Raw genomic sequence first — 24185 nt, forward strand, 5'->3', positions numbered from 1 at the left:
AATGGCACTTAAACTTAATGAGCGATACCCGGGTCGGTTCAACAGCCCCTCCGCAGGCTACCCTGCAGGGTCGTTCAAGAACCGCACTACGCCAGATTCTAAAGACGGATCTTACTTGGAGCAGGACTGGGCTAACGATAAGGAAGGGTTTTTTCAATCCATCATCTCAGCCTCTGGGGTTGGCCCCAATGGCCTGGTGGACAAGGTAGGAGCATCGCAATTTTTCGACAGCTTGTTGCAACTGTCACAAAACCAGGTCGCGCAGGCATTCACAACCGGCGGCACGGCTACAGCGCTCACCCTGACGCCAGTGCCGGCTATTTCCGCATATGCCGCAAAACTGCGGTTCAATGTAACGTTTAACGTTGGTGGCGGCGCAAACCCAACGATAAACGTATCCGGGCGTGGCGCAATAAACCTCAAGCAATATAACTCGACAGGTGCAAAAGTAGCTGCTGTTTTTTCAGCTGGCCAAAACAGCGATATTCTATACGATGGTGTTGACTTTATTTTACTAAGTCAGTTGCCTACTATTTCGAATGGTCTGCAATACCGATCAATGTTTTACCTGAGTGGTGCGACAACAATTTCCGCAGCCACTCATGCCGGATCCATATTAATAGGCCTTAGCAACACGGCATTCAATGTGCAGCTACCATTGGTGTCGAGCGCACCAGAGTCTTCGACGTTCACATTTTTCAACTACTTCCCTGGAACAATGAAGATTGTTTGTGCTGGATCTGATGACATAGCAACCTCAGGCAATAGCCCGACAATGGATCTGGCGCAGGGGATGTCTGTAACTCTCGTTTCAAACAATGGCACGAGCTGGTTCGCGACTGGAGTGGTGCAGCAGGCCACAGAGCTGGTCCTAGGCGCTGCAAAGTTTGCAACTCAATCACAGACTGATACAGGCACCGATGACACAACGACAGTCACACCAAAGAAACTTAGGTCTGGATTTGTCGCCTCTTTCGGTACTAACGGTTACGTGAAATTTCCATCGTGGCTTGGCGGCCTGACCATTCAGTGGGGGTCAGTGAATGGATCCAACTCAACAAATAGCTTTCCGCTAGCTTTTGCAAACGCATGCACTTATTTGGGGGCTACAGCGCAGATCGATTCAAACAGTCCAGGTGCTGATGGAGAGCGTCAAGTATCTGCATTTGTCGTGTCTAATTCGCAGTACAGACTGCGTAACGGCACAGCCAATGGCCTCTCGATGAAATGGTTAGCCGTAGGCTACTGAGGATTTATCTATGTACTATTTCGACCCCAAGAACTTCGGGTTTTATCTTCAAGGCGGAAAGGGATTGATTAAGCTTTCATATGATGACTATTGTGTGCTGATCGATGGGCAGTCTGAAGGAAACGTGATTACTATCGGTGACGATGGCAAGCCGTGTCTGGTGCCGCTGGAAAAAACCCCCGCAGATATTCTCGCCGCAGCAAATGCCCAGCGCGATTCGCTGTTGGCGGTTGCCGGGCTTCGTATCGCACCTTTGCAGGATGCTGTTGACCTCGAAAGCGCAACCGGGGATGACAAGGATAGTCTCAAGCTTTGGAAACAGTATCGAGTTGCCGTAAACCGGGTGACTGATCAGCCTAAGTATCCCAACAGCATCACCTGGCCAGCGCCGCCAGGCGAATGATGTCGACATGACAGCCAGCCGCCATTGAGCGGTTTTTTTTCGCCTGGAGAAAAGCATGCGCACATCGCAAAAGGGCGTAAGCCTGATCAAATCGTTCGAGGGCCTGCGGCTCAAGTCCTACCAAGACTCCGTGGGGGTGTGGACCATCGGCTACGGCGCGACTCGCGGTGTTACTGCTGGGATGACCATCACCAACGAGCAGGCCGAGCGAATGCTGGTGAACGACATCAGCCGGTTCGAGCCCGAGATTGAGCGCTTGGTGAAGGTGCCGCTGAGCCAGCCTCAGTGGGATGCACTGATGAGCTTCACCTACAACCTGGGCGCGGCCAACCTGGGTTCGTCGACGCTGCTGAAACTGCTCAACGCCGGCGACTATGCTGGCGCTGCGGATCAGTTCCCGCGCTGGAACAAGGCGGGCGGCCAAGTATTGGCAGGACTGACCAAGCGTCGTGCTGCTGAGCGGGCGATGTTCTTGGGGGCAGTATGACGCCCGCGCAAAAGCTGGCGTGCTTGCTGCTGGTCGTGGTCATTGCTTGTTTTTCGACATGGAAGGTGCAGGACTGGCGCTACGGGAAGCAGCTCGCTGAGCAAGCCAGCCTGCACAAGGATGACCTTGCCGCGATTAGCAATGCTGCAGCAGCACAGGTTCTTGCTGAGCAAGATAGGCGCCTGGGCCTAGAGAGCCGTCTTCAATCTTTAGACGAAGCGCATTTCAAGGAATTTAGTGATGCACAGAAAAATACTGCACTCCTTCGCGATCGCCTTGCTACTGCTGATGTCCGGCTGTCAGTCCTCCTTGCCGAGGATCCAGCCATTGGCTGCAACGTGCCTGCCGCCCCCGACGCCGTCGGCGTGGTTCATGCAGCCCGTAGAGCCCAACTTGACCCAGCGCATGCTCAACGAATTATCGCCATCACCGACGACGGGGATAACGCCGTGATCGCACTGCGGGCGTGCCAGGCATACGCGAGAGGTGTTTCAACCTTGAAGTAGCGGCGAGGTCGACCTGATTGGGTCGACCTCCTGACACCATCATGCGACCTTGAATTCGCTTCAAGATTAATTGTATTTAATGTAATATTTGTGAAAAAGTCTAGGTTGTTTGGGGTTAGGGATAAATATGCCGTATAGCAAGCAACTGCCAAAGCACCTTTATTCGCTAGATATAATTCGCGGTTTGGCGGCGCTAATTGTTGTGCTTTGGCACTGGCAACACCTTCTTTATGTTGATGGTGTGACGTCGACATATCGAATTGAAGATCAGCCACTCTATAGTGTATTTTCGATTTTTTATAATTACGGATGGATGGCTGTAGATTTTTTCTTCTCTCTGTCTGGGTTTGTTTTCTATTGGCTTTATTCTGAGGCGGTCGCTAGAAAAAGCGTGAGCGGATGGACGTTTTTTGTTGCTCGTTTTTCCAGATTGTATCCGCTGCACTTTGTGACTTTTATATTTGTGTTGTTAGTGCAGTTTTTCTTATATGCTGATACTGGTAGTTATTTTGTATATCAAAATAATGACGTGTATCGCGCGATAATGAATTTGTTTTTAGCTAGCAGCTGGGGCGCTCTGCCGGGGTACTCATTTAACGGACCAGCATGGTCTGTATCTGTTGAGGTTTTTTTGTATCTCATGTTTTTTTTAGTTTGTCGTGCTTTTAGTAAGAGGTATATGGCTGCCGCCGCATGCGCAATCGCTGGGATGCTTATCAAGGAACTTGCACCAGAGCTAGGGCGTGGGGTGTTCTCTTTTTTCATTGGGGGGTTAACGTTCTGGATTTATTCCAATGTCGCAGTTTGTGTTCGTGCGAAAACATTTTCGGTAATCGTTGCAGTCTTTTCTATATTGCTATGGGTCGGATTTGCCATTGAGTATGAATATTCTTATTTTAGCGCCGGGCTAGATCAGTTGTTAAGAGTTGTAGTTCCTGAAGGATATTGGTTTGTCATTCCAGGGATTATTTATAGGCTTTCACATTTGTCAGTCTTTGGCCTGCTCTTTCCCTGTTCAATGCTGGCACTTGCGCTTGTTGATATGTGGAGCGGCGGTCTTGGTAAACGATTTTCATCAATCGGAAATTTGAGCTACTCATCGTATCTATTGCATTTTCCGCTACAGATTGTGTTCTTTGTGATATTTAAGGCGTTTGGCATTGATCGCGAGCTTTTTTATAGTGGCTATACAATGCTTTTATTTTTTGCGGTTCTTGTGCCGATGTGCCTGGTAAGTTATAACTTTTTTGAGTTGCCGATGCAGCGGATTATCAGAAAAAAATTTGCTGACAAAAGGTTTGCTGTGCCAGGTGCCGCAATCTAATTTCTGATACTTAAAGGAAGAACTCCGCGCGTTGGTGATTTCGCTGGGGCTTAGTTACGGGCTGCTGACTGGCTGGTCGCGGCTCGCCTCAAGTCGCAGCCGCCGACTCTCCCTGAGTAGGTGATCGCGCTGCGGGCGTGCCAGGCTTATGTCAGGGCTGTTGCGCGCTGATAGGCTGGATCAGTGCAGGCCCTTTGTTCCGAACATTTCCAACGGCTGAGTCGACCTTAAACCACTCAAACACCTCGGCAGGCTCGCCCTGTTGTAGCACCATCTGCTCAGCGCGCTCCTTGGGCGTTGCCGGGTCCAACCATTCCATTGCCAACTCCCGCATCAACACCACGGGCCGACGGTCGTGAATGTCCACCATGCCACCGGCGCTGTCGGCGGTGATGATCACAAAGCCATCATGCTCACCAGGGCCTTCGTCGGCGTCAGGCAGTTGGCCGATAGCAGCACACAGCACTGGCGCTCCGTCTCGCCTGCGGATCAGATAGGGTTGCTTCTTCGGGCCGCCTTCATCGACCCACTCAAACCAGCCGTCTACGGGAGTGATCGCCCTGTGTGGCCAGATCGCCCGGAAGAACGGCCCGTGGGCCACTTTTTCCACGCGGGCGTTGATTGGCGCTGCTCTATCCTTGGCCCAGTGCGGCCGCCATCCCCGACTGGGGAATGCGCCGGGAGATGATGAGTCAGAGCTATACGACCAGGCTGGATCAGCTTTGGTCGGTGGCATGCAAATAGGGGGATTGTGTTCGTCGGCAGGACGCCGGGGATGGGTTATGCAGTTTCAGCATGGGCTGAAATTTACCCGCTGGGACCAGTTTTGGAACCAGCGGATGCAATTCGGCGCTATATCACTGATTACTCATGATGACTCTGGCCAGTAAACACTGATCACCAGTAATCACCAGAATGCATTTTATACTGCATGGTGATGTTAGCTGTGGAGATCAATTACTTTACCTATCAATGGGTTGCGAGCGTGGCGGCAGGAGCCTTCAGGCATGCGTCAACAGCGACATCAAGGCGCGAAACCCGGTCGCTGAGCAGAAAATTTTGGATGTGTGTTGGAATTTGGCGCGCATTGTCGCATATGTCAGGCGACAGTTGTAATGCGCGCGAACGATGGTTTCGTCAATGTCTCCGGCATCGCCAGCCATAACAGCGCCAGGGCCGCCGCCGCGACGCCCGCCAGGGTCAGGAACGCCGCGTTGTAGCCCGCTTGCTGCACCACAAAACCAGCCAGGCTGCTGCTCAGTGCCGCGCCCAGGCCAAACACCGTGGACAGTGCGCCCAGGCTGACGTTGAAGCGGCCGGTGCCTTGGGTCAGGTCCTTGACGATCACCGGGAATAGCGCGCCGAAAATCCCCGCGCCGATGCCATCGAGCATCTGCACGGCGACCAGCCAATAAGGGTCGCTGGACAAGGTATACAACACGCCACGCAGCGGCAAAATCATGAACCCGGCCAGCAACAACGGCTTGCGCCCCCACACGTCAGCTTTGCTGCCCACCAGCCAGGCCATCGGCACCATCACCACTTGCGCGGCGACGATGCAGGCCGAGGTCAGCGGCGTGGCCATGTGCAGGTTGATCTGCGCCAGCTTCTGGCTGACCAGCGGCAGCATCGCGGCATTCGCCAGGTGGAACAGCGCGCAGCAGATCGCGAACAGTAGCAACGGGCGATTGGCCAGCAGCACCTTCACGCCGGAGGGCTGTTCGTGTTCGTGGGCGTGAGCGGGGTCAAAGCCCCGCGCGACCTCGTGGTCAATCGCCGACGCTGATACACAACTGACCGCCACGACACTGGCGATCGCCATAAATGCCATCAGGTAAAACACCACCACTGGGCCGAACAGATATGCCAGGCCGCCCGCCAGCAGCGCCGCTACGGCGTTGCCGGCGTGGTTGAAGGTTTCGTTGCGCCCGGTGCGGCGGGTGAAGGCGCGTGGCCCGGTAATTCCCAAGGAAATGGCCGAAATCGCCGGAGCAAACACTGAAGCGGCGATGGCACTGGCCGCCTGGGTCAACGCCACCCAACTGAATGAGCTGACAAACGGCAGTACCAGGCAACTGACGGTGACAAGAACGGCCGCCACCGCGATCACCGCGCGTTTGCTGCGCGTGCGGTCGATCAGCGCCCCCGCCGGGCCTTGGGTGAGCAAGGCGGCGATGCCCGCCAGAGTCATGACCACGCCGATGCTGGCCGGGTCCCATTGGTGCACGGCCAGCAGGTAAATCGCCAAGTAGGGGCCGAGGCCGTCGCGGACATCCGCCAGGAAGAAATTCAAGCTGTCCAAGGACAAGGTATTGCGCAGGTCGGAGTGATTGGCCATAGCGCTGCCTTCGACAAGGGTGCTCAGGGCGAACACTCAATGGGCTAGTGACCTACAGGCTTGGATAGAAGTTTCGCCGCCACAGAGGGTTTCTTCTGACAGGCAATTGGCTTATTTTCCGAAGCCCGCTGTACTGACTCTCTGGAGAAGCAATGGACATGCCCTCAGCCCAACAGGCCATCGCCAGCAACAAAGACGCCTGGGACGCCTCCGCCAAGCTGCACAAAGACACCGCCACCTGGAACGCGCTGCTCGAATCGGTCGCCCAGCCAGGCTTTTCATGCCTTGACCCGACCATCACCGCGTTGCTGCAAGACGTCGGCGTGGCCGGCAAAGACGTGATTCAGCTGTGCTGTAACAATGGGCGTGAAAGCCTATCGTTGTTCGGCCTGGGCGCACGCAGCGTGGTGGGTGTCGACCAATCCCGCGCTTTTCTGCAGCAAGCGCAGGAACTGGCCGAGGTGTCGCCGCATAACCCTGAATTTGTTGAAGCCGATATCCATCATCTGCCTGAACGCTTGCACGGTCGGTTTGATGTCGCGCTGGTGACCATTGGCGTACTGAACTGGATGCCGGATGTGGCGCTGTTTATGCGCCATGTGGCGAGTGTGCTCAAGCCCGGCGGCACGCTGGTGATCTACGAAACTCATCCGTTTTTGGAAGTGTTTGATCCCAAGGCGGCAAACCCATTGTTGCCCGTCAGCTCGTATTTCCAGCGCGACCCCTTCGTGCTGCAGCAGTCGATTGTCTACGAAGGGCAGGCAGATATTGCCGGGCCGACGTCCTATTGGTACGTGCATACCCTGGGCAGCGTGGTGAGCGGGGCGATTGCGGCGCACTTGCAGATTGAGCACCTGCAGGAGTACCCGCATTCCAATCGCGAGGAATTGTACGACCAGTACGAGCATCAGCCGGCGCAACTGCCACTGTGCTTTACCTTGACCGCCACCCAGCGCCGCACCTGAGCGGCTTTCCCGCGCGCAAAAAAAACGCCCGCCAAGAGAGGCGGGCCAAGTGATTCACTGGAGTAGGTAGGCTTTACCCTATAGGCCAAGAAGTGAAGGCCATGTGAAAACCTTGTCGCACGTTCGGAGGGGCGCGGATCAGCCTTTGCGCACAAAGCTGCGCATGGTTTGCCCTGGCCCGGTACTGAACACGGTCGGCCGGGGCATGCCTTCATCGGCGGCAATAAACACGAAATCATCCCCTTCCAGGCGATAGCTGGCGGGCAATTGCTTGCCGGCGTCTTCGCCGATTGAATCCACCCAGGTAATGCTTTTTGGCGTGGTGCTGCTGTCCAGGGAAAAGCGACCGGCCAGCAATACCTCGCCGTTCATCGTGCGCACTTCGAAACAGTCACCGGTGATGGTGGTCAGGGCGCCCGGCGCGCTGTGGGCGTCGATGGGGTTGAGCACGCCACTGTCTTCGAGTGCGGTTTGCTCCCAGGTGCCTTGCAGGGCTTGATGATCGGTGTGTAACAGAGCTGACATACAAATTCCATTTTGTTGAAGGTGGTTTCTTACAGTGCACCACGCAGGCGGCGGCGAGACAAGCGCGTGTGTTGATCCAGCACAATGACTGGACAGCTTTTCACAATTCTTAGTTAACCTTTGGTTACAAACTGTGGCTAAATAACTGCCAATAGTCATGAACCGGTGAGCGCTTTGCCGGTCGTGTCGCTTATCTGTGAATTGTGATTTCAGGTGCTGCTTATCCAATCCTCGGCCGTTGTGGGCACGCAGGAGCAGCCTGTTCTCTCTACTGACTTGTGACGAATCCCTTGAAACTCATCATTGTTGCTCTCTACGTCGCCTCCATTGCGTATGTTCACCTGCGTGGTCGGGTGCGACACAAACTGGGCCGCCAGCTTAGTGATCACTCGACGTTCCTGGCGCCGATCAATTGCTTCCTGTATTTGTTCTCCAAGCAGCCGAGCCGTCCATTCCTGTCGCCTGCCGACTTCCCGGACCTGAGCCCGCTGCAGGAACACTGGGAAGAAATCCGCCAGGAAGGCCAGAACCTGATGCGTATGGGCGAGATCAAGCGCTCGGACCAGTACAACGATGTGGGTTTCAATTCGTTCTTCAAGTCCGGCTGGAAGCGTTTCTACCTCAAGTGGTACGGCGACAGCCACCCGTCGGCGATGAAGCTGTGCCCGCGCACCACTGAACTGGTGCAGAGCGTCGGCTCTATCAAGGCGGCGATGTTCGCCGAATTGCCCCCGGGCTCCAAGCTGGTGCGCCACCGCGACCCTTACGCCGGTTCCTACCGCTATCACTTGGGGTTGGATACGCCTAACGGTCCTGGCTGCTACATCAACGTGGATGGCGAAAGCTATTACTGGCGCGACGGCGAACCGGTGATGTTTGATGAGACCTACATTCATTACGCGGAAAACACCACGCAGCAGAACCGCATCATCCTGTTCTGCGACATTGAGCGCCCGATGAAGTACCGCTGGGCGGCGGCGTTCAACCGCTGGTTCAGCCGCAACGTAATGGCGGCGGCTGGCTCGCCCAATAATGACGGTGACAAGACCGGCGGCCTGAACCGTGCGTTTACCCGCCTGTACAAGATTCGCCTGCGCGGCAAAGAGCTGAAGAAGCGCAATCGTGCACGCTACTACTTGGAAAAGTGGGCGATTTTTGCAGGCTTGGCACTGATCTTCATCCTCATCTGAAACGCTAGGGCGCGAATCACTGTGCTGGCTTGCCGACCCAAGCGTCGCTGAGCACGCTTTTGGGCTGCTCCTCAACGATGTCGTCGTCGCGCGGGCCGCGCTTGCGGGTCCTTTCCTTGATCAGTAACCATTGCTCCTTGTCGCCGCTGCCTTTGCGGCGGGTGCGCACCAAGGCCCAATCGCCGGCGAGTTTTTCGCCGACCAAGGTGAATTTGAGTTTGCCGGCGGCATAGGCCAAGTGCGGGTCGTCATGCGGTTGCCACACGCCACGGTCCCACACAATCACATCGCCTGCGCCGTATTGGCCTGCTGGGATGCTGCCCTCGAAATTGCCAGAGCTCAGCGGGTGTTCTTCCACGTGCACCGCCAGGCGTTTCTGGGTCGGGTCCAGGCTTGGGCCTTTAGGCACCGCCCAGTTTTTAAGCACGCCATCGGGTCCATGCTGCGTTTGTCCAGCCAATCAAAATCAACGCCTTGCTAGGAAGTGGCTGAGACCAGTGATACCGGGATATGGACCAAGCCGAAACGGATGGCGCCTTTCCAGATTGCCTTTGGCATGCCTGCGTTTCCTTGAGAAGAGACTGTGTTCGGGCGACTCGCGGGCGCCGAAAAAAGTTTCGGCGGGCAGATGCGCGGACAGATTGTGTTACACCTGATGAGAAACTATTTAGTGTCGAAAGCCGAACCCAAGGCGTAGCGTGTTATCGAAAGCACGTACCACTCGCCCTAGAGAGGCTTTGTCATGAACAGTTGTGTGCGTCATCTCGCAGTACTGGCGTTGGGCCTGGCGCTCACGCCATTGGCCCAGGCGCAAAGCCTGCCCGGCAGAAGCGATGCCAACAACAGCCCAATTCACCGGGCCAACCCCAACAGCATGCAGGGCACGCAGCCCAATGCGCCGGCGGTTCGCGGTATCCAGACCGGCCCGACCAGCCCCGCACCGACCGTGGAAAACGGCGGCATCGGCAACCGCTATCCAACGCGCAATGCCGCCCCCAGCCGTCCTACCACCGAAACCAAAGCCCCCACCTATGATGCCAACGGCAATCGCCGGTAAGGATTCCGTCTTATGTTTCTACGCAAAACCCTGCTAGCCGCTATTTGCGCAACCACGCTGCTGCCACTGGCGGCGGTTTACGCCGCCGACGCCCAGCAATTCCCCAGTGAGCAAGGCAGCATCACCGCGACCCCGATCGTCAAAGGCCTCGACCACCCCTGGGCCGTGGCGTTTCTGCCGGATAAACAAGGCTTTTTGGTGACTGAGCGCCCAGGCCATCTGCGCTTTGTGAGCGCGGACGGCAAGTTGTCCGCACCCTTGACCGGCGTGCCGCAGGTATGGGCCAAAGGGCAGGGCGGCTTGCTCGATGTGGTGCTCTCGCCGGGCTTCAAGGAAGACCGCATGGTCTACCTGTCGTACGCCGAAGGCGGCGGCGAGGGTGGCAAAGCCGGCACCGCCGTGGGGCGTGGGCGGTTGGCCGATGATTTGAGCGGCTTGAAGGATTTTAAGGTGATCCTGCGCCAGGAGCCCAAGCTGTCCACCGGTAACCACTTCGGTTCGCGCCTGGCGTTTGACCGTGATGGCTACCTGTTCGTGACCCTCGGCGAGAATAATGATCGGCCGACGGCCCAGGACCTGGACAAGCTGCAAGGCAAGGTGGTGCGCATCTTCCCGGATGGCCGCGTGCCGGATGACAACCCTTTTGTCGGCCAGCAGGGCGTACGCCCGGAAATCTGGTCGTATGGCCAGCGCAACCCGCAGGGGCTGGCACTGAACCCGTGGAGCGGTACGATCTGGGAAAACGAACATGGGCCACGCGGCGGCGATGAAATCAACATCATCGAACGCGGTAAGAACTACGGTTGGCCGCTGGCGACCCATGGCATCAATTATTCCCTGACACCGATTCCCGAAGCCAAAGGCAAGACGGTGGAAGGCACTGTGGCACCGCATCACGTCTGGGAGAAATCACCGGCCATCAGTGGTATGGCGTTTTATGACGCCGACCGGTTCAAGGCGTGGCAGCACAATTTGTTTATAGGTGCGCTGGCCAGTCAGGAGTTGATTCGTTTGCAGTTCGATGGCGATAAAGTGATCCATGAAGAACGCTTGCTCGGCGGTTTGAAAGCACGGATCCGCGATGTGCGGCAGGGGCCGGATGGGTTTTTGTATGTACTGACGGATGAGGATGACGGTGTGTTGTATCGGGTAGGTCTGAACCAGGACTGAATGTGGAAATGGGCTCGTGTGGGAGCTGGCTTGCCTGCGATACAGACGACTCAGTCTGTCAAGTTCACCGAGGCGATGCTATCGCAGGCAAGCCAGCTCCCACAGGGTGACCGGGCAGCGCTTAAAGCCCCAGCTCAGACAACCCAGGATGATCATCCGGGCGCCGACCCAGCGGCCAATGAAACGTGCGCTCGCTTTCCTTGATCGGCAGGTCATTGATGCAGGCAAAACGGTTAGCCATCAGGCCGTTCTCGTCGAATTCCCAGTTCTCATTGCCATAGGAGCGGAACCAGTTGCCGGAATCATCGTGCCACTCGTACGCATAACGCACAGCGATACGGTTACCGGTAAAGGCCCACAACTCCTTGATCAAGCGATAGTCCAGTTCCTTGGCCCATTTGCGGGTGAGGAAACCTTTGGCTTCTTCACGGTTATGGGCGAATTCCGCACGGTTACGCCACTGGGTGTCGAGGGTGTAGGCCAGGGACACCCGTTGCGGGTCGCGGGAGTTCCAGCCGTCTTCGGCCAGGCGAACTTTCTCAATAGCCGACTCACGGGTAAACGGCGGCAGCGGCGGGCGTACTTCTGCGTTAGATGACATGGGAACTGCTCCAGAGAACAATAAGGTTTTGGCCAACGTTGTGTGGCCTTTGCGTTCAAAGTGCCAATAACGTGCGCGCCATGCCTTGCGCATTATCAGCGGCGGTTGAATCGCCCATGACCAGGGCAACGGTAATGGCGCCATCGATCAGGATCAGCAGCTGCGCGGCCTGCCGTTCGGGGTCGGGGGTGCCATGTGCTTTGCACAGTTGGAGTGTGTACTCGAACAGTTTCTGTTTATGCGCCTTGGCCAGCAGGCGTACCGGGTTTTGCGGGTCGCCGGTTTCACCACTGGTGTTGATAAAGGCGCAACCGCGAAAGTCCGCCGAGCCAAACCAAGCCTTCAGGGCGCTGAACAGTGCCAGCAAACGCTCGCCACTGCCTTCGTTGCGCTCCACTTCGCCGCGCAACCACTGCATCCAGCGCTGGTCACGGCGTTGCAAGGCGGCAATCACCAACTCGTCTTTGTTGGCGAAGTAACGGTAAATACTTTTGCGCGAGACCCCGGCGGTTTTTACCAGCAGGTCCATGCCGGTGGCGGCGATGCCATGGCGATAGATCAACTTCTCGGTGACGTCGAGGATAATGTCGCGGGTTTCATTGAGGGGCATGTCATTCATGCTGCCTACAGTAGAATGATCGTTCTCCTTGGTCAATTAACTTTTCCGCTCTTCGCCGACAAGACCTGAGCTGCCCCATGGTGTAAGCTCTGGTCCTCTTCGGATTCGACCCATTGCGAGCCTTATGCCGTCGTTCTTCAAACGCTCCCTGTTGCCCAAACTGCGCGGTTTTCCACTGACTCCCGAGGCCATCGAGGTGCTGTCCGGCGCTGCTGCGTTTCGTCGTTGCCTGCTGGAAAAAATCCCCCAGGCCACCCGGCGCATCTACATCGTCGCGCTGTACCTGCAGCAGGACGAAGCCGGCCAGGAGATCTATGACGCCTTGCACGCCGCCAAGGCCGCACGGCCCGAACTCGACATTGTGGTGGTGGTTGACTCGCTGCGCGCACAGCGCGGGTTGATCGGCGCCGGTAAGCAGCCGGGTAACAGCGCCTGGTATCAGGCCATGACTCAATCCCATGCCAGTGAAGTGCCGGTGTACGGTGTGCCGGTGCAGACCCGCGAGCTGTTCGGCGTGTTGCACCTCAAGGGCTTTGTGATTGACGACAGCGTGCTGTACAGCGGTGCCAGCCTGAACAACGTGTACCTGCACAAGTTCGACAAGTACCGCTATGACCGTTATCACCTGATCCATAGCCAACCGCTGGCTGATTCCATGCAGCACCTGGTGGAGCACGGCCTGATCACCTCCAATGCGGTGCATCGCCTGGACCTGCCGAACCCGCCCACCACCCGCAGCCTGCGCAATGATATCGGCGACCTGCGCAGCCGCCTCAAGCATGCGGCCTACGACACCACTACCGGGCTGCTGCCCAACGGGCACATGTCGGTGAGCCCATTGCTGGGTGTCGGCAAGAACAACCCGCTGAACCGGGTGATCCTCGAACTGATCGCCAGTGCCCAGCACCAGTTGACCATCTGCACGCCGTACTTCAACTTGCCGCTGCCGGTGACCCGGGAAATCAACCGCGCCCTCGCGCGCGGCGTGAAGGTTGACATCGTCGTCGGCGACAAGACCGCCAACGACTTCTACATCCCGCCCAGCGAGCCGTTCAAGGTGATCGCGGCGCTGCCCTATTTGTATGAAATCAGCCTGCGCCGCTTCGCCAAACGCCACCAGCCGATGATCGAAAGCGGCCAGTTGAACCTGCACCTGTGGCGTGATGGCGACAACACTTATCACCTCAAGGGCCTGTGGGTCGACCAGCGCTACACCTTGCTCACTGGCAACAACCTCAACCCGCGGGCGTTCCGCCTCGACCTGGAAAACGCCTTGCTGATCGATGACCCGCAAGGCCAGTGGCTGGGGCCACGGCGTACTGAGCTGGCGCAGATTTTCCAGCACACCACGCGCATCGAGCGTTACCAGCAACTGCAGACGCTGGTGGATTATCCGCAAGCGGTCGGCAAGTTTCTGCGACGGGTCAGCCGGGTGCGGATCGAGCGGTTGCTTTACCGCATCTTGTAACTCCCTGGTTTCGCCGACCCTGTTCAGAATCCTCCTACGTCCTTGATTGGGGCGCCTTTGTAATCTGCCGGTGGACGGTTCTTAGGGACAAGAACTCTTGCGATCAATCGTGAAGAGAACTTGAAATGTCGACAAATATTACAAATCGCTTGACCACGGCTAATTACTTTTTGACTGGTCGCGATGGCGACACGGCAACCCTTAAACCCGTCATTGATCCAAGCCCTTCGGGTCGGGTCGGCGAAGCTGAAAATTCAACGGTTACAGGCTCGCCACGGCAGTGGGCAGGGCAGTTGGCGCAAGTCAGGCTTGACCAGCCCTTTACACGCGAAAGGCGCGCAATTGCTTCAGCCAGCTTTCACAGTCCGGCTAAAGCAGAGCTAAAAAGTCCGGGTTTTCCAGCGTCAGAAGCCGCGAAAAAAGCTGATGAGCGACTGCAAAAAAACCTCGTTCGATGGCTAATTACCAGCGTCCCCACTCAGCGCACAATTCCTAACAACTCCTCGATCAAACCCTTCATTGATGCCTTCAACGACGCAGTGCGCGCGCCACAGGTGATGGCCTGGTTCAGTTCCAAAGGTTTGGATTTATCGACAGTGCGTGTTTTCAGCGATGCGGTTGAAGGCACGGTGATTGAAAACGGTGAGAAAATCACGCGAAGGTTCACCTTTACCGACGGACTTGGTTGGGGGGCCGTCGGCGCAAAAGTAGCCGAAGCTGTGAGCAGGCTAAGCCCTGATAATTATGGGGTTCTGCTGCCGGATATGAACACGGGGGAGTTTCGCTCCATCGACGCGATTCTTGATTTTTACGCTGTGGCACCACCGAGCAACCCAGAAGAGCGCGCCGCGCTTGGCAAACAGCTTAGAAAGCAGGGCTGGCCGCCGATAAGCGAAGCCAAACGTAACCTATGGCGCGGGAAGTTCAACGAACTTGTGCGGGCCAACAGTGATATCAATGACCGCATTCACACGACGTCACAACTGCAGACGCTGGTTCAAGGCAAGGGAGAGGGTGAAACGCTCGACCTGGGTGGTCAGCTCGCAGTCGTTAGTACAGGGTCGACGCTGACGTCGCTCAGTCAGGATATACGTGAGTTCTTTGTCAATTGGCTGGCGAGGCCAGCGTTCAAGACGTTCATTGATAAGTCCGGGCTTGGCCGTGAAGACAGCGTTTACAGGGTATCCGATGGCAACCTTGAAATACGCGACAGCGCTAACAAATGGCGGCCTCTGCAACGCGCTCTTGAGGATGAGATCAGTAAGGTTCAGGTAGGCGGTAGTGCCGCTGATCAAACGGCTATCACGACCCTTAGTAACGATTTTCAGCGGCTCGTGGCGTTGAGCAAATCCACGGGTAACGCCCTATATTCGCGTCCCATGTACGATGTGCGTCAGGTCCTGGCGTATTCCGGGCTTGGGGCACCCAGTACGGTTGCGCAAGTGAAGTCGGCCATCGCCTCGCTTTCCGATACTGTGCCGCCCTCGTCGAACGCTGCAGAGCCTGTCTTTTTCGAGTCCTCTAAGGCCTCTTCAAACGCCGATCGATTACTCCAGTTATCGCTGGGTGGCTCAGCCTTGATGAGTGTGGCAGACAAGAACGTCCAGCTCCTGCCCGGCACCACTATTTTTCCCCTCTACGATGCCTACCGCGCGGCGTTTAATACGCTGGAACTCAAAGCTTGGTTCCTGAGCAAGGGCATGGCGTTGTCGTCGGTGGTTATCAAGCCTGACTCGGTCAGTGGCATGGTCACTTGTAACGGTGTAACGAGTATGAAAACCTTCACCACCAGTGATGGATCGGGCTGGTGGCAAGCCAGTACAACGTTGCGTATTGCTGCGCAGGGCCTTGACCCTCGGGGGAGGGGCATACCGTATGCCAGCGATGATAACGACGGCTTTTCCCGTGATGTGATTCTGCGGTGGTATGGCGTGCAGCCTCCGGCCAGCGATGGCAAATTGACGCGGGCCAAGCATGATCTATTGAAGGCCGATTGGTTCGCATTGCCACCGGCTAAAAAAGCTGAGCGTGAGCGTCGCGTGGAAACGAGTCTGAAGGCTATTGACTCGCTGGATCAGCGCGCCCAGATGACAACCATCCTTACAACGCTTATCGCAGACAAGCCCGATGGCGAAGCGGTTGCACTGCGAGGTATCAAGGTGCCAATCAACAGCGCCTCGGCGCAGGCTCGGATCGGCGCCACTGAGGTGCAAATCGAAGACCTCCTGCGAGCCCACGGGATGGCGCCGCCAAAGACCGTGGGGGCATTGCGTAATATCGTGCAATGGCTCACCGCGACATTAGCGCCGCCTCCGCCCCAGGGAAACTACTCCCAGCTACTATCGAGCGATTGGGCGCCAGGGTACTTGTCTGCCGCTGACAAAACGTATTTGGCCCATTTGAGCGATGAAGATTCGCCGCGTAGTCCGAACACGTCCAGCCTCCTGCGTGTGCTGGATGTGGGCGGGATTCTTGAGAAAAAACCACTCGATGTTTTGCGTAATCAGGCGGATCGCTTCTTGGATAAGCTACTCGGCAGTCGCGTGGCGAGGCAGTGGGGCGACGAGATCGCCGGCAAGCGGAATTTTCGCGGGGCTTCGGGAACAACCCAACTGACAGCCCAGGAAAGCGCGCAATGGGTCATTGCCGCGGTAAAGCTGCAGATAGATCCTGACAGCCCTGGGCGCCCAGGAACAGTCGCCGGGTTTGATATCTATCAGGCAGGCAACAGCGGAAAAAGCATGGCCCAGCTGCGGGCGGATATCGAAGCCCACCTCATGAAAAACAAGCGGCTCGACCCCAAGGCTGCGGCGCTGGTTGCCCATCTATTCCTGGCAAGCGCGGCGCCTGAGCTTCTCGTAAGGGACATCCCAGCCACCCTGCGCGTGGGCTCCATGGAATGGTCCGACCTGCGCCTGGGCGTTGCAATGGCAGAGCGCCTGGGTGGTGCAGGGAGTTCGCGGGCCATGAGTTATAAGGAAATCATGAGCTTCAGCCGCCTGTCGCCTCGAACGGAGCAGGAAGCGGCTGTGTTGGATAACTATGGGGTCGACATATTGATGGAGTGGGGCCTGATGCAGGGGCTTTACACCAAGGCGGCGGACGGTCGATACACACCGCAGCAGCATGAGCTGGCTGCTAAAGCCTTCGATGACCAACGCAAGCAACTTGTACACGCTCTGAAGATGTTTGTTGTACCGGTGCCGAATCGAAAAGACTTGGCGATGACGCATTTGCAAAAGGAGTTTGCGAACCTCAGCGTTGAACAGTTGTTAGCTCTGAGGGTAGGCGTTGCAAGCCAGAAAGAGCGTCGCAACATGAAGGGGTCTGAACCGACGACTCGCTCTTTGGTGGAAACGTACATGACCGGCGATCTTAAAAAGGGTCGCTGGATGCTGCTGGCTCCAGGCGAGGAGGTGCCTCAACCGCCCAAGCAAACAAGCCCGTTTGACTTTAACCGAGGCCTGAGCAAGGACGACCAAGCGGCTGTTGATAAAAATGTTGTGGTCTTGGACGCCAAGATTGCCAACTTACCCAATATAGAGGACCTATTGCCCGGCGAAGTTGACACCTACTTGAACAACCTGAAGGAAGGTTTGAGCACTGTCACGAAGCGTATGATTGCGGACCTGAGTTTGCCTGACCGCCAGGCCCTGGAGTTTGGTGAAGTCAAGCTGTTTACCTTGCGCGAGCAAGTCGATCTTGTGCCTACGTTGGATCAGACAGCTGAGCAACGCGAGGAACGGCGAGGGCGAAAAGGGACATTGATAAGCAGCAAGTACGAGGGAACGACCCGCTATTTTGAAGTGTTCCCGGATAAGATGCTGATCGTCAAACGCGGCGATCTTCCAGAACATTTGACCCTGGATGGTAGCCTGGAAGATGTTCCCAAGACTTATGGGCCGTGGGCGCCCACCATCACTCAATTGCAAAACGGGGCTGTGGAGTCGTTTGATTTCAAAGCCTACAGCTCCAGCGCGTCTCCTCGGCCTGGTGCGACGTCGCCCGGCATTATCATCGAACAACTGGGTGGCACGTTGCAGGCCCCACCTGAACACGCCGGCGCGCCAACCGTTGTGCCCGACAGTTTTGCATCAGCTCGAACCCAGTCGATTGTCGAACGGATAATGCAGGGCAATTTTGTTCATCACCGCGACACCGTATTGAAGGCTGCCAAGGGTGAGTTACCGCTGGAGGAACAGCGCACGCTGTTGAGCAACAACAAGAGCATTCTGTTGAGCATGATCCCCTTTGTAGGCGCGATGATGGATTTCTCTAATGGCAAATTTGTCGAAGGTACGAAAGGGCTGATTGTCGATACAGCAGGCGCCTTAATAGGTGGCGCAGCGTCCAGCTTGAAACCTTTAATAAAGTCCACAAAAGTCATTGCTCCCTTCGGAGCCAAGGCTTTTCAAGTACTGGAAAAGGGTGTGGTCACCGTCAGTGCTTTTTTAAACCCGCTGGATGGTTCGGCGGATCTGTTGGTAGCCGGTACAAAAGGCATCTTGGCGTTGCCTAAATTGTTGGCCAAGAGCCCGCAGTTGGATGCGTTGACCGCGCTGGGTGCCGTGGAGGAAAAGTTGCGCACCTACCTTGCGGTGAGTAGCGGCGTTAAAAAGGCGGGGAAGGCCTCAAAAACTGGCCTGCAGTCTGTCTCTTCCGAAGGAGAAAAAAAGAAGGGCGATGGTACGACGACGCAGGTCGATGGATTTTTGTACGTCATTAACCCGAGAACAGGTTTACCGATGGGCACGCCGCTGGATGTCTCTAATCCGCTGAGCATGATAAAGGCCTAAGGCAACGCCCCAAGTTCCCGGCCGCCTTAATGGCGGCACGGGAGCGGTTGGATCAGTTCAAGCCCAACTTACCGCGCAGTGTCGACAGGTCTTCAGCCAAGGTATTGACCGGGCCCACCAGCGCCTTGCGGTCGTTTTCCTTCACCTTGTCGTAGGTCTCAAAGCCACCCTCCTTGGTTTTGTACTTGGCCAGGATCTTATCCACGGCGGCAAAATTCTTGTCGACCTTGGCCAGGAAGGCCTTGTCTTGCTTCTCGATCTGGCCACGGAACAGGTCGACGATTTTCTTCGCGCCATCGATGTTGCCCTGGAAGTCATACAGGTCGGTGTGGCTGTAGCGGTCTTCTTCACCAGAGATCTTGGTGGCGGCGACTTCTTCCAGCAACGCTGCGGCACCGCCGACCACTTTTTCTGGCGGGAAGGTCAGGCCATCCACACGGGTTTTCAGGTCATTGACGTCGGTGTTGAGTTTGGCGGTCAGGGTTTCCAGACCTTTGGTGCTGTTCTGGGAGAACAGCGCGTATTCGATGCGGTGGAAACCGGTGAAGTCTTCGGCGGTCACGCCTTTTTCGTGATCGTCGACACGCGAGTCGATCGAGGCATCAAGGTCGCTGAACAGCTCGGCGATCGGCTCGATGGACTCATAATGCACGCGGGTTGGCGCGTAGAGCTTCTTGGCGGTGGCCAGGTCGCCTTTGTCGATGGCGTCGGTGAACGCTTTGGTCTGGGTGACCAGCTCACCGATTTCTTCGGTGACGTAGATCTTGTAATCCGATACCGGGCCTACCAGGTCCAGCGGGGCGGTAGCGGCGAGCGCTGCCAGCGGCGAAAGGGTCATTAACAACGACAACGCGATAGTCGACTTCTTCATGGGACGTTTTCCGCTCGGGTTTGTTTTAGGTGTTGGCAGTGGTTTGAGGGTGCGTTGCGGCGAGCAGCGTGCGCCCAATGAAATCCTTGGGGCCGGTGACCCCCGGCAAGGTGAAGAAGTACCCACCGCCGACCGGCTTGAGGTATTCCTCCAGGGGCTCGCCGTTGAGCCGGGTTTGCACACTGATAAAGCCTTTCTCCAGGTCAGCCTGGTAGCAGATAAACAACAGCCCCATGTCCAGCTGACCGTTTTTGTTGACGCCGTTGGAGTAGTTGAACGGCCGACGCAGGATCAGGTTGGCCTGAGTCTGCGGGGTGCGCGGGTTGGCCAGGCGGATGTGGGCATCGAGCTTGGTCAATTTGCCTTCGGGGTCCTTGCTGTAATCAGGCACCTGGGCTTCTGTGTGGCCATCCATCGGCGCGCCCGTTGGCTTGATACGGCCGATGATGCCTTCCTGTTCTTGCAGCGGGGTACGGTCCCAGCGCTCAACGAAGTTGCGGATGATGCGCACGGCCTGGTAGCTGCCATTGGCGGCCCAGGCGGGTTCGTCGCTGCTGGGTTGCACCCAGACAATCTGGTCCATGGCCTTGGCGTCGTTGGAGTCCGGGTTGGCCGAACCATCACGAAAGCCGAGGAAATTACGTGCGCTCTGGGCCGGCGTGCCAGGCTTGGCAGGCGCCTGGGGCGGCACGCTGCCTTCCTGCTTCCAGCGCACCAACAGCAGGTCCGGCAGGTTCTTCACGATGTCGCGCAAGGCGTGGATATTGGTGTCCGGCGTGTTCGAGCTGAATTGCAGGCTCAGGTCGCCGTGACACTGCGCAGGTTCGAGCGCGTCGTTAGGGAAACCGACCATGCGGCTCAGGCGCTTGGGTTTTGCCGCGGTAAGGCCGAAGCGCTCGTCGAACAGTGACTCGCCAACGGACACGGTAATGGTCAGGTTGTCGGGGCTGACCACCGGGCCGAGAATGCCGGAATCGGTGGGCGGCAGTTTCGGGTCGACTTGTGGCACGGTGCCGCCGGTCATCAGGAACGCGATGCGCTCGTTCAGGGTGCGGAACAAACGCTCCAAGTCTTCACGGTCGTTGGCCAGTACGTCGAACGCCACCAGCATGCCGCAGGCCGGGCGTGGGGTGACGATGCCGCTCTGGTGCTTGCCGAAAAAGTCGTGGTGGTCCTGGGTCTTGTCACTGCGCGGTGCGGTGGTGACTTGCTCGGCCGCAGCGGCCATGGCCGGGCAGCTCAGGGTGCTGCCGGCAATCGCGGCGCCGGTGGCCGCCATGCCCAGCAGGACTCGGCGGCGTTGCGCGCAAAACTGTTCTGAATCACTCATGTAGTAGGTCGTCTTCACTGCAGGCCGGAAAGGCCAAGGGCGGGGTCGATTCCATCGAGTGCAACGGCCAGAGCCTTGGCCTTGTCGGCGATCTGCTTGCGCTGATCGGCGGTGACGCTGTCGTAGCGGCTAAACTGGCCGTCGACTTTCAAACCATTAAGCTGTGCATCGAAGGCGGCGAGGGCGCTGTCGATCTTGGGCAGCACGTCAGCTGCAGACTTGGCCAACAACGGGCGCATCAACTCCACCACCTTGTGGGCGGCTTCCAGGTTGGCGGCAAAACCGTTCACGTCGATATGGCTGTAGCGTTCCTCTTCACCGCTGGCGGCGCGCACGTCCGCCAGGCTGTTGAGGTTGCGCACCACAATGCTCACCAGTTGCTCCGGTGGCAGCGATTGGGCCAGCAGTTGTTGCTTGAGCGTGGTGACGTCGGTGACCAAGCGCTGGGCAATCGGCGCCAAGCCATCGAGGCTGCGTTGCTGGAACAGGCTGTATTCCAGGCGGTGGAAGCCACTGAACGCCGGGTCGTGCTCGCGTTTTTCAAAGTAGTCGGCGCGTGCGTTGATCGCGTTGTCCAGTTCGGCCAGGCGTTGCGATGCCGGTGCCAGGCGCTGGTAGGCCTCACGGGCCGGCACATACAGAGCCTGCGCCTGGGCCAGGTCGCCGGTCGCAATAGCCTGCTGCAGGGCGGTCACGGCCTTGACCAGTGCACTGCCTTGGCCACTCAGGTACACGCGGAACTCCGACAGTGGGCCGATAAAGGCCACCATCGACGGCTTGGCCTTGGCCTGGGCGTCGGACTCAGCCGTCGCGGTGACGTGCAACGTGCCGCGCGGGTTGCTCAGCAGGCCGCACGTGATCGCGTAGTCACCGGGCAACAGGTTGGCGTTGATCACCTGGCTCAAGCCCGGGGCGATGTTTTCGCGTTCTTCAACCACCAGCACACCGTCGAGGATTTCCCATTCCACCGCCCGGTCGGAGCGGTTGATGATGCGGAAACTGGCGCGGCCGGCAGGCACGCTCAACTCGTTGGGTTCGCAGGCGTGGCCATGGATGGTCACGGCGATTTCATTGTGGTTGGTCTGGCGCTTGGCCGCGGCCAATTGCGAGGCGTAATAGAACAACGCACCGGCGGCGATCATGACGACCACCGAGCCGGCCACCGACCAGCGCAGGGCGCGGGAGGGCGGAGCCGTTTGAGGGGTTGGGTTGGACAAGAGGCGGTCCTTACTGACTGGAAACGGAAGAGGTTTTGACGAGGGGCTTGGGTGGGGCCGAGGGCAAAAAGAACATCACCAGGGCCACCACCAGGTAGATCAGATAGGCGCCCAGGGTGCTGACGGTCGGTGCATCCTGATAGCCGAACATCCCTGCCAGCACCGAGCCCAACGGGCCATCCATCGGCAGCGTCGCGCTGAAATCGAACAGCACGGTTTGCAGGTGGTTCCACACACCAGCCTCGTGCAGGGCCTGCACCGAGTTGGCCAGAATGCCGGCCGCCACCACCAGGATGAACAAGCCGGTCCAGCGAAAGAACGCGCCGAGGTTCAGGCGCATGCTGCCGGTGTAGATCAGGAAACCAACGATGATCGCCAGGATCAGGCCGAGCAGGGCGCCTATCGGCGCGCCTGGGCCTTCGCTCTGCTGGAACACGGCGAGCAGAAAGAACACCGTCTCCAGGCCTTCGCGGGCGACGGCGAAAAACACCATGGCGATCAGTGCGATCACCTGGTGCTTGGAGCCGGCCAACGCGTGGTCGAGGGACTCATGCAGGGAATGCTTGATCGAGCGTGCTACTTTGCGCATCCAGAACACCATGGAACTGAGGATGCCCACGGCCACCAGGCCCACCACACCTTCGAACAGTTCCTGTTGTTTTTGCGGGAATTCAGCGCTGACCAGTTCCAGGCCACCGCCTACCAGCAGGGCGAGGGCGGCGGCGAGAAACACGCCGATCCACACGGCCGGCATCCACTGGCCGCGGCCGGTCTGTTGCAGGTAGCTGGCGATGATGCCAACGATCAATGCTGCTTCAATGCCTTCGCGCAACATGATTAGAAAGGGAACGAGCATTCGGCACCGCATCAAGACGTGAGAGGATGCTAATTTGTAACATAATGATACTCATTACTAAACAGCCAATATTGACCTTTGCTGAACTGCGGCTGAACGGTGGTGGCGAATCGCAACCGCCCTTATGATGCACCCCATCTTTATGCATAGCCGAACAGCCTTCTCCCATGGCGGAAAAAGACACCATCTCCATCCATCTCGTCCGTGAGGCCTTGCTGCAAAGCTGCGCGCCCGGCGCGGCCACGGTCGAAGCCTTGAGTAAAGTCGGGATTGCCCCGGCCTTGCTCGAGCAGCCCGACGCCCGCGTACCCGCCACCGCGTACGCGCGGCTGTGGCGTTTGTTGGCGCGGCGCAGGGACGATGAATTTTTTGGCATGGACCCGCGTAAGCTCAAGTCCGGCAGCCTGGCGTTCCTGTGCCGCGCCGCGATGGCGCAACCCACTCTGGGCGCGAGCCTGGAAACCGGCCTGGGTTTTCTATCCTTGATGCTGGAGCAGATGCCCGCTCAACTGGTGCGCCAACAAAGCCTGGCGGAAATCGTATTGCTCGAACCCGAGCCTAAACGCGCGTTTACCTATTTCACCTACTGGATGATCGTGCACGGCGTCGCCTGTTGGCTGGCGGGCCGGCGTATCCCGATCCTGGCCATTGAGCTGCGTTGCTCGCAACCGGGCTTCTATGACGATTACCGGGTGATGTTCTCCGACAACCTGCGTTTCAACCGGCCGCGTACCCGCATGATCTTCTCCGCTGATTGCCTGGACCTGCCGATCAAGCGCAGCCCCGAAGAGCTCAAGCGTTTCCTCGCGCATGCGCCGGCCAACATATTGGTCAAGTATCGCGACCCCGACAGCCTCGCCAACCGCATCAAGCACGACCTGCGCCAACTGCCGCCAGACACGTGGCCGGAAACTGACGGCCTGGCGGCCAGCCTCTGCATTTCTGCCTCAACCCTGCGTCGTCGTTTGGCGGACGAGGGCCAGACTTATCAGGGGCTTAAAGACAGTGTCCGTAAAGAGCTGGCAATTGTCTGGCTGGCCGAGGCCGACATCAGTTTTGTTGAAATCGCTGCGCGATTGGGGTTTGCCGATGTCAGCTCATTCTACAAAGCCTTTCGCAAATGGTCCGGTTCCAACCCGGGGCACTACCGCAGTTTGATCCTGAGTGACGCGTTGCCGTCTGTGTGACACAAGGCTCAGGCGTGGTAATTCGT

Annotated in this window: 20 protein-coding genes and 4 pseudogenes; 13 read left to right on the forward strand and 11 right to left on the reverse strand. The window is 57.6% G+C overall.

What is annotated here, in order from left to right:
• Position 1: 1 nt before the first annotated feature.
• The 5 genes from ACI77I_RS11805 to ACI77I_RS11825 all read left to right on the forward strand — a co-directional run bounded on the left by ACI77I_RS11805 (position 2) and on the right by ACI77I_RS11825 (position 3969).
• Positions 2 to 1249, forward strand: a complete 1248-nt coding sequence (locus ACI77I_RS11805; RefSeq protein ID WP_406997592.1) for a gp53-like domain-containing protein — start codon at positions 2 to 4, stop codon at positions 1247 to 1249.
• Positions 1250 to 1259: 10 nt separating this feature from the next.
• Positions 1260 to 1652 carry a tail fiber assembly protein gene (locus ACI77I_RS11810; RefSeq protein ID WP_406997593.1) on the forward strand — a complete coding sequence of 131 codons (393 nt, stop codon included), beginning with the start codon at positions 1260 to 1262 and terminating at the stop codon, positions 1650 to 1652.
• Between the two features lie 55 nt (positions 1653 to 1707).
• Positions 1708 to 2139, forward strand: coding sequence for a lysozyme (locus ACI77I_RS11815; RefSeq protein WP_406997594.1), 432 nt, complete (start codon positions 1708 to 1710; stop codon positions 2137 to 2139).
• A complete protein-coding gene (locus ACI77I_RS11820) occupies positions 2136 to 2645 on the forward strand; it encodes a lysis protein (RefSeq protein ID WP_406997595.1) in 510 nt (169 codons plus the stop codon). The genes ACI77I_RS11815 and ACI77I_RS11820 overlap by 4 nt, the downstream gene beginning before the upstream one ends.
• A 127-nt stretch (positions 2646 to 2772) precedes the next feature.
• Positions 2773 to 3969, forward strand: a complete 1197-nt coding sequence (locus tag ACI77I_RS11825; RefSeq protein ID WP_406997596.1) for an acyltransferase family protein — start codon at positions 2773 to 2775, stop codon at positions 3967 to 3969.
• Between the two features lie 151 nt (positions 3970 to 4120).
• On the opposite strand, the pseudogene ACI77I_RS11830 reads toward ACI77I_RS11825, so the two are convergent.
• Positions 4121 to 4630, reverse strand: a pseudogene (locus ACI77I_RS11830) (SOS response-associated peptidase); the annotation flags it as partial.
• Between ACI77I_RS11830 and ACI77I_RS11835 the strand changes: the two are divergent.
• Positions 4615 to 4713, forward strand: a pseudogene (locus ACI77I_RS11835) (DUF4113 domain-containing protein); the annotation flags it as partial. The pseudogenes ACI77I_RS11830 and ACI77I_RS11835 sit on opposite strands and share 16 nt — an antisense overlap.
• Before the next feature lie 355 nt (positions 4714 to 5068).
• On the opposite strand, the gene ACI77I_RS11840 reads toward ACI77I_RS11835, so the two are convergent.
• On the reverse strand, positions 5069 to 6307 hold the full coding sequence (locus ACI77I_RS11840; protein WP_242156050.1) for an MFS transporter: 1239 nt from the start codon (positions 6305 to 6307) through the stop codon (positions 5069 to 5071).
• Positions 6308 to 6459: 152 nt separating this feature from the next.
• Between ACI77I_RS11840 and ACI77I_RS11845 the strand changes: the two genes are divergently transcribed.
• Positions 6460 to 7272: a bifunctional 2-polyprenyl-6-hydroxyphenol methylase/3-demethylubiquinol 3-O-methyltransferase UbiG gene (locus ACI77I_RS11845; RefSeq protein WP_242155935.1), complete on the forward strand. Its 813-nt coding sequence runs from the start codon at positions 6460 to 6462 to the stop codon at positions 7270 to 7272.
• 138 nt (positions 7273 to 7410) lie between these two features.
• Here ACI77I_RS11845 and ACI77I_RS11850 read toward each other — a convergent pair whose 3' ends face one another.
• Entirely contained in the window at positions 7411 to 7797 is a 387-nt protein-coding gene (locus ACI77I_RS11850) for a TIGR03067 domain-containing protein (RefSeq protein ID WP_094952463.1), read from the reverse strand.
• A 290-nt stretch (positions 7798 to 8087) separates the two neighbouring features.
• Here ACI77I_RS11850 and lpxO point away from each other — a divergent pair, with 290 nt between their 5' ends.
• Complete coding sequence (lpxO, locus tag ACI77I_RS11855; protein WP_094952483.1) at positions 8088 to 8987, forward strand: lipid A hydroxylase LpxO; 900 nt, start codon at positions 8088 to 8090, stop codon at positions 8985 to 8987.
• A gap of 25 nt (positions 8988 to 9012) precedes the next feature.
• Here the strand turns inward: lpxO and ACI77I_RS11860 are convergent.
• Positions 9013 to 9420: pseudogene (locus tag ACI77I_RS11860) on the reverse strand (DNA polymerase ligase N-terminal domain-containing protein); the annotation flags it as partial.
• Positions 9421 to 9467: 47 nt separating this feature from the next.
• Positions 9468 to 9545, reverse strand: a pseudogene (locus ACI77I_RS11865) (hypothetical protein); the annotation flags it as partial.
• Positions 9546 to 9729: 184 nt separating this feature from the next.
• Between ACI77I_RS11865 and ACI77I_RS11870 the strand changes: the two are divergent.
• The gene (locus tag ACI77I_RS11870; RefSeq protein ID WP_263275044.1) at positions 9730 to 10044 is read left to right on the forward strand and encodes a hypothetical protein; all 315 of its coding nucleotides are present in this window, start codon (positions 9730 to 9732) and stop codon (positions 10042 to 10044) included.
• A 12-nt stretch (positions 10045 to 10056) separates the two neighbouring features.
• A complete protein-coding gene (locus ACI77I_RS11875; protein ID WP_094952461.1) occupies positions 10057 to 11214 on the forward strand; it encodes a PQQ-dependent sugar dehydrogenase in 1158 nt (385 codons plus the stop codon).
• A 121-nt stretch (positions 11215 to 11335) separates the two neighbouring features.
• Here the strand turns inward: ACI77I_RS11875 and ACI77I_RS11880 are convergent, their stop codons facing one another.
• Both ACI77I_RS11880 and ACI77I_RS11885 read right to left on the reverse strand, forming a co-directional pair.
• Complete coding sequence (locus tag ACI77I_RS11880; protein WP_094951126.1) at positions 11336 to 11815, reverse strand: nuclear transport factor 2 family protein; 480 nt, start codon at positions 11813 to 11815, stop codon at positions 11336 to 11338.
• A 55-nt stretch (positions 11816 to 11870) separates the two neighbouring features.
• A complete protein-coding gene (locus tag ACI77I_RS11885) occupies positions 11871 to 12434 on the reverse strand; it encodes a TetR/AcrR family transcriptional regulator (protein ID WP_406997597.1) in 564 nt (187 codons plus the stop codon).
• Between the two features lie 124 nt (positions 12435 to 12558).
• Here ACI77I_RS11885 and pssA point away from each other — a divergent pair, with 124 nt between their 5' ends.
• Both pssA and ACI77I_RS11895 read left to right on the forward strand, forming a co-directional pair.
• Positions 12559 to 13902: a CDP-diacylglycerol--serine O-phosphatidyltransferase gene (pssA, locus tag ACI77I_RS11890; protein ID WP_094951128.1), complete on the forward strand. Its 1344-nt coding sequence runs from the start codon at positions 12559 to 12561 to the stop codon at positions 13900 to 13902.
• Between the two features lie 125 nt (positions 13903 to 14027).
• Positions 14028 to 18698, forward strand: coding sequence for a hypothetical protein (locus ACI77I_RS11895; RefSeq protein ID WP_406997598.1), 4671 nt, complete (start codon positions 14028 to 14030; stop codon positions 18696 to 18698).
• 52 nt (positions 18699 to 18750) lie between these two features.
• On the opposite strand, the gene efeO (ACI77I_RS11900) is transcribed toward ACI77I_RS11895, so the two are convergent.
• Genes efeO (ACI77I_RS11900) through efeU form a run of 4 tightly spaced genes read right to left on the reverse strand, consistent with a single transcriptional unit; the run spans position 18751 to position 22972 of the window.
• Complete coding sequence (gene efeO, locus ACI77I_RS11900) at positions 18751 to 19569, reverse strand: iron uptake system protein EfeO (RefSeq protein ID WP_094951130.1); 819 nt, start codon at positions 19567 to 19569, stop codon at positions 18751 to 18753.
• Between the two features lie 25 nt (positions 19570 to 19594).
• A complete protein-coding gene (gene efeB / locus ACI77I_RS11905) occupies positions 19595 to 20899 on the reverse strand; it encodes an iron uptake transporter deferrochelatase/peroxidase subunit (protein WP_406997599.1) in 1305 nt (434 codons plus the stop codon).
• A 14-nt stretch (positions 20900 to 20913) separates the two neighbouring features.
• Positions 20914 to 22116 (reverse strand): iron uptake system protein EfeO, encoded by a 1203-nt coding sequence (gene efeO / locus ACI77I_RS11910; RefSeq protein WP_406997600.1) that lies wholly within the window; start codon positions 22114 to 22116, stop codon positions 20914 to 20916.
• A 10-nt stretch (positions 22117 to 22126) separates the two neighbouring features.
• A complete protein-coding gene (efeU, locus tag ACI77I_RS11915) occupies positions 22127 to 22972 on the reverse strand; it encodes an iron uptake transporter permease EfeU (RefSeq protein ID WP_094951132.1) in 846 nt (281 codons plus the stop codon).
• Between the two features lie 167 nt (positions 22973 to 23139).
• On the opposite strand from efeU, the gene ACI77I_RS11920 reads away from it, so the two are divergent.
• Complete coding sequence (locus ACI77I_RS11920; RefSeq protein ID WP_094951133.1) at positions 23140 to 24159, forward strand: AraC family transcriptional regulator; 1020 nt, start codon at positions 23140 to 23142, stop codon at positions 24157 to 24159.
• Positions 24160 to 24185 lie beyond the last annotated feature (26 nt).

Source organism: Pseudomonas sp. D47 (assembly GCF_045447305.1).
Classification (GTDB): domain Bacteria; phylum Pseudomonadota; class Gammaproteobacteria; order Pseudomonadales; family Pseudomonadaceae; genus Aquipseudomonas.

Bases quoted from the DNA above. Each gene is read 5' to 3' on its own strand.
- ACI77I_RS11825 (WP_406997596.1), top strand. From the start codon at position 2,773: ATGCCGTATAGCAAGCAACTGCCAAAGCACCTTTATTCGCTAGATATA.
- ACI77I_RS11880 (WP_094951126.1), bottom strand. From the start codon at position 11,815: ATGTCATCTAACGCAGAAGTACGCCCGCCGCTGCCGCCGTTTACCCGT.
- efeO (WP_094951130.1), bottom strand. From the start codon at position 19,569: ATGAAGAAGTCGACTATCGCGTTGTCGTTGTTAATGACCCTTTCGCCG.
- ACI77I_RS11815 (WP_406997594.1), top strand. From the start codon at position 1,708: ATGCGCACATCGCAAAAGGGCGTAAGCCTGATCAAATCGTTCGAGGGC.
- ACI77I_RS11845 (WP_242155935.1), top strand. From the start codon at position 6,460: ATGGACATGCCCTCAGCCCAACAGGCCATCGCCAGCAACAAAGACGCC.
- pssA (WP_094951128.1), top strand. From the start codon at position 12,559: ATGCCGTCGTTCTTCAAACGCTCCCTGTTGCCCAAACTGCGCGGTTTT.
- efeU (WP_094951132.1), bottom strand. From the start codon at position 22,972: ATGCTCGTTCCCTTTCTAATCATGTTGCGCGAAGGCATTGAAGCAGCA.
- ACI77I_RS11810 (WP_406997593.1), top strand. From the start codon at position 1,260: ATGTACTATTTCGACCCCAAGAACTTCGGGTTTTATCTTCAAGGCGGA.
- ACI77I_RS11840 (WP_242156050.1), bottom strand. From the start codon at position 6,307: ATGGCCAATCACTCCGACCTGCGCAATACCTTGTCCTTGGACAGCTTG.
- ACI77I_RS11870 (WP_263275044.1), top strand. From the start codon at position 9,730: ATGAACAGTTGTGTGCGTCATCTCGCAGTACTGGCGTTGGGCCTGGCG.
- ACI77I_RS11850 (WP_094952463.1), bottom strand. From the start codon at position 7,797: ATGTCAGCTCTGTTACACACCGATCATCAAGCCCTGCAAGGCACCTGG.
- ACI77I_RS11920 (WP_094951133.1), top strand. From the start codon at position 23,140: ATGGCGGAAAAAGACACCATCTCCATCCATCTCGTCCGTGAGGCCTTG.
- ACI77I_RS11875 (WP_094952461.1), top strand. From the start codon at position 10,057: ATGTTTCTACGCAAAACCCTGCTAGCCGCTATTTGCGCAACCACGCTG.
- efeB (WP_406997599.1), bottom strand. From the start codon at position 20,899: ATGAGTGATTCAGAACAGTTTTGCGCGCAACGCCGCCGAGTCCTGCTG.
- ACI77I_RS11885 (WP_406997597.1), bottom strand. From the start codon at position 12,434: ATGAATGACATGCCCCTCAATGAAACCCGCGACATTATCCTCGACGTC.
- ACI77I_RS11820 (WP_406997595.1), top strand. From the start codon at position 2,136: ATGACGCCCGCGCAAAAGCTGGCGTGCTTGCTGCTGGTCGTGGTCATT.
- ACI77I_RS11805 (WP_406997592.1), top strand. From the start codon at position 2: ATGGCACTTAAACTTAATGAGCGATACCCGGGTCGGTTCAACAGCCCC.
- ACI77I_RS11895 (WP_406997598.1), top strand. From the start codon at position 14,028: ATGTCGACAAATATTACAAATCGCTTGACCACGGCTAATTACTTTTTG.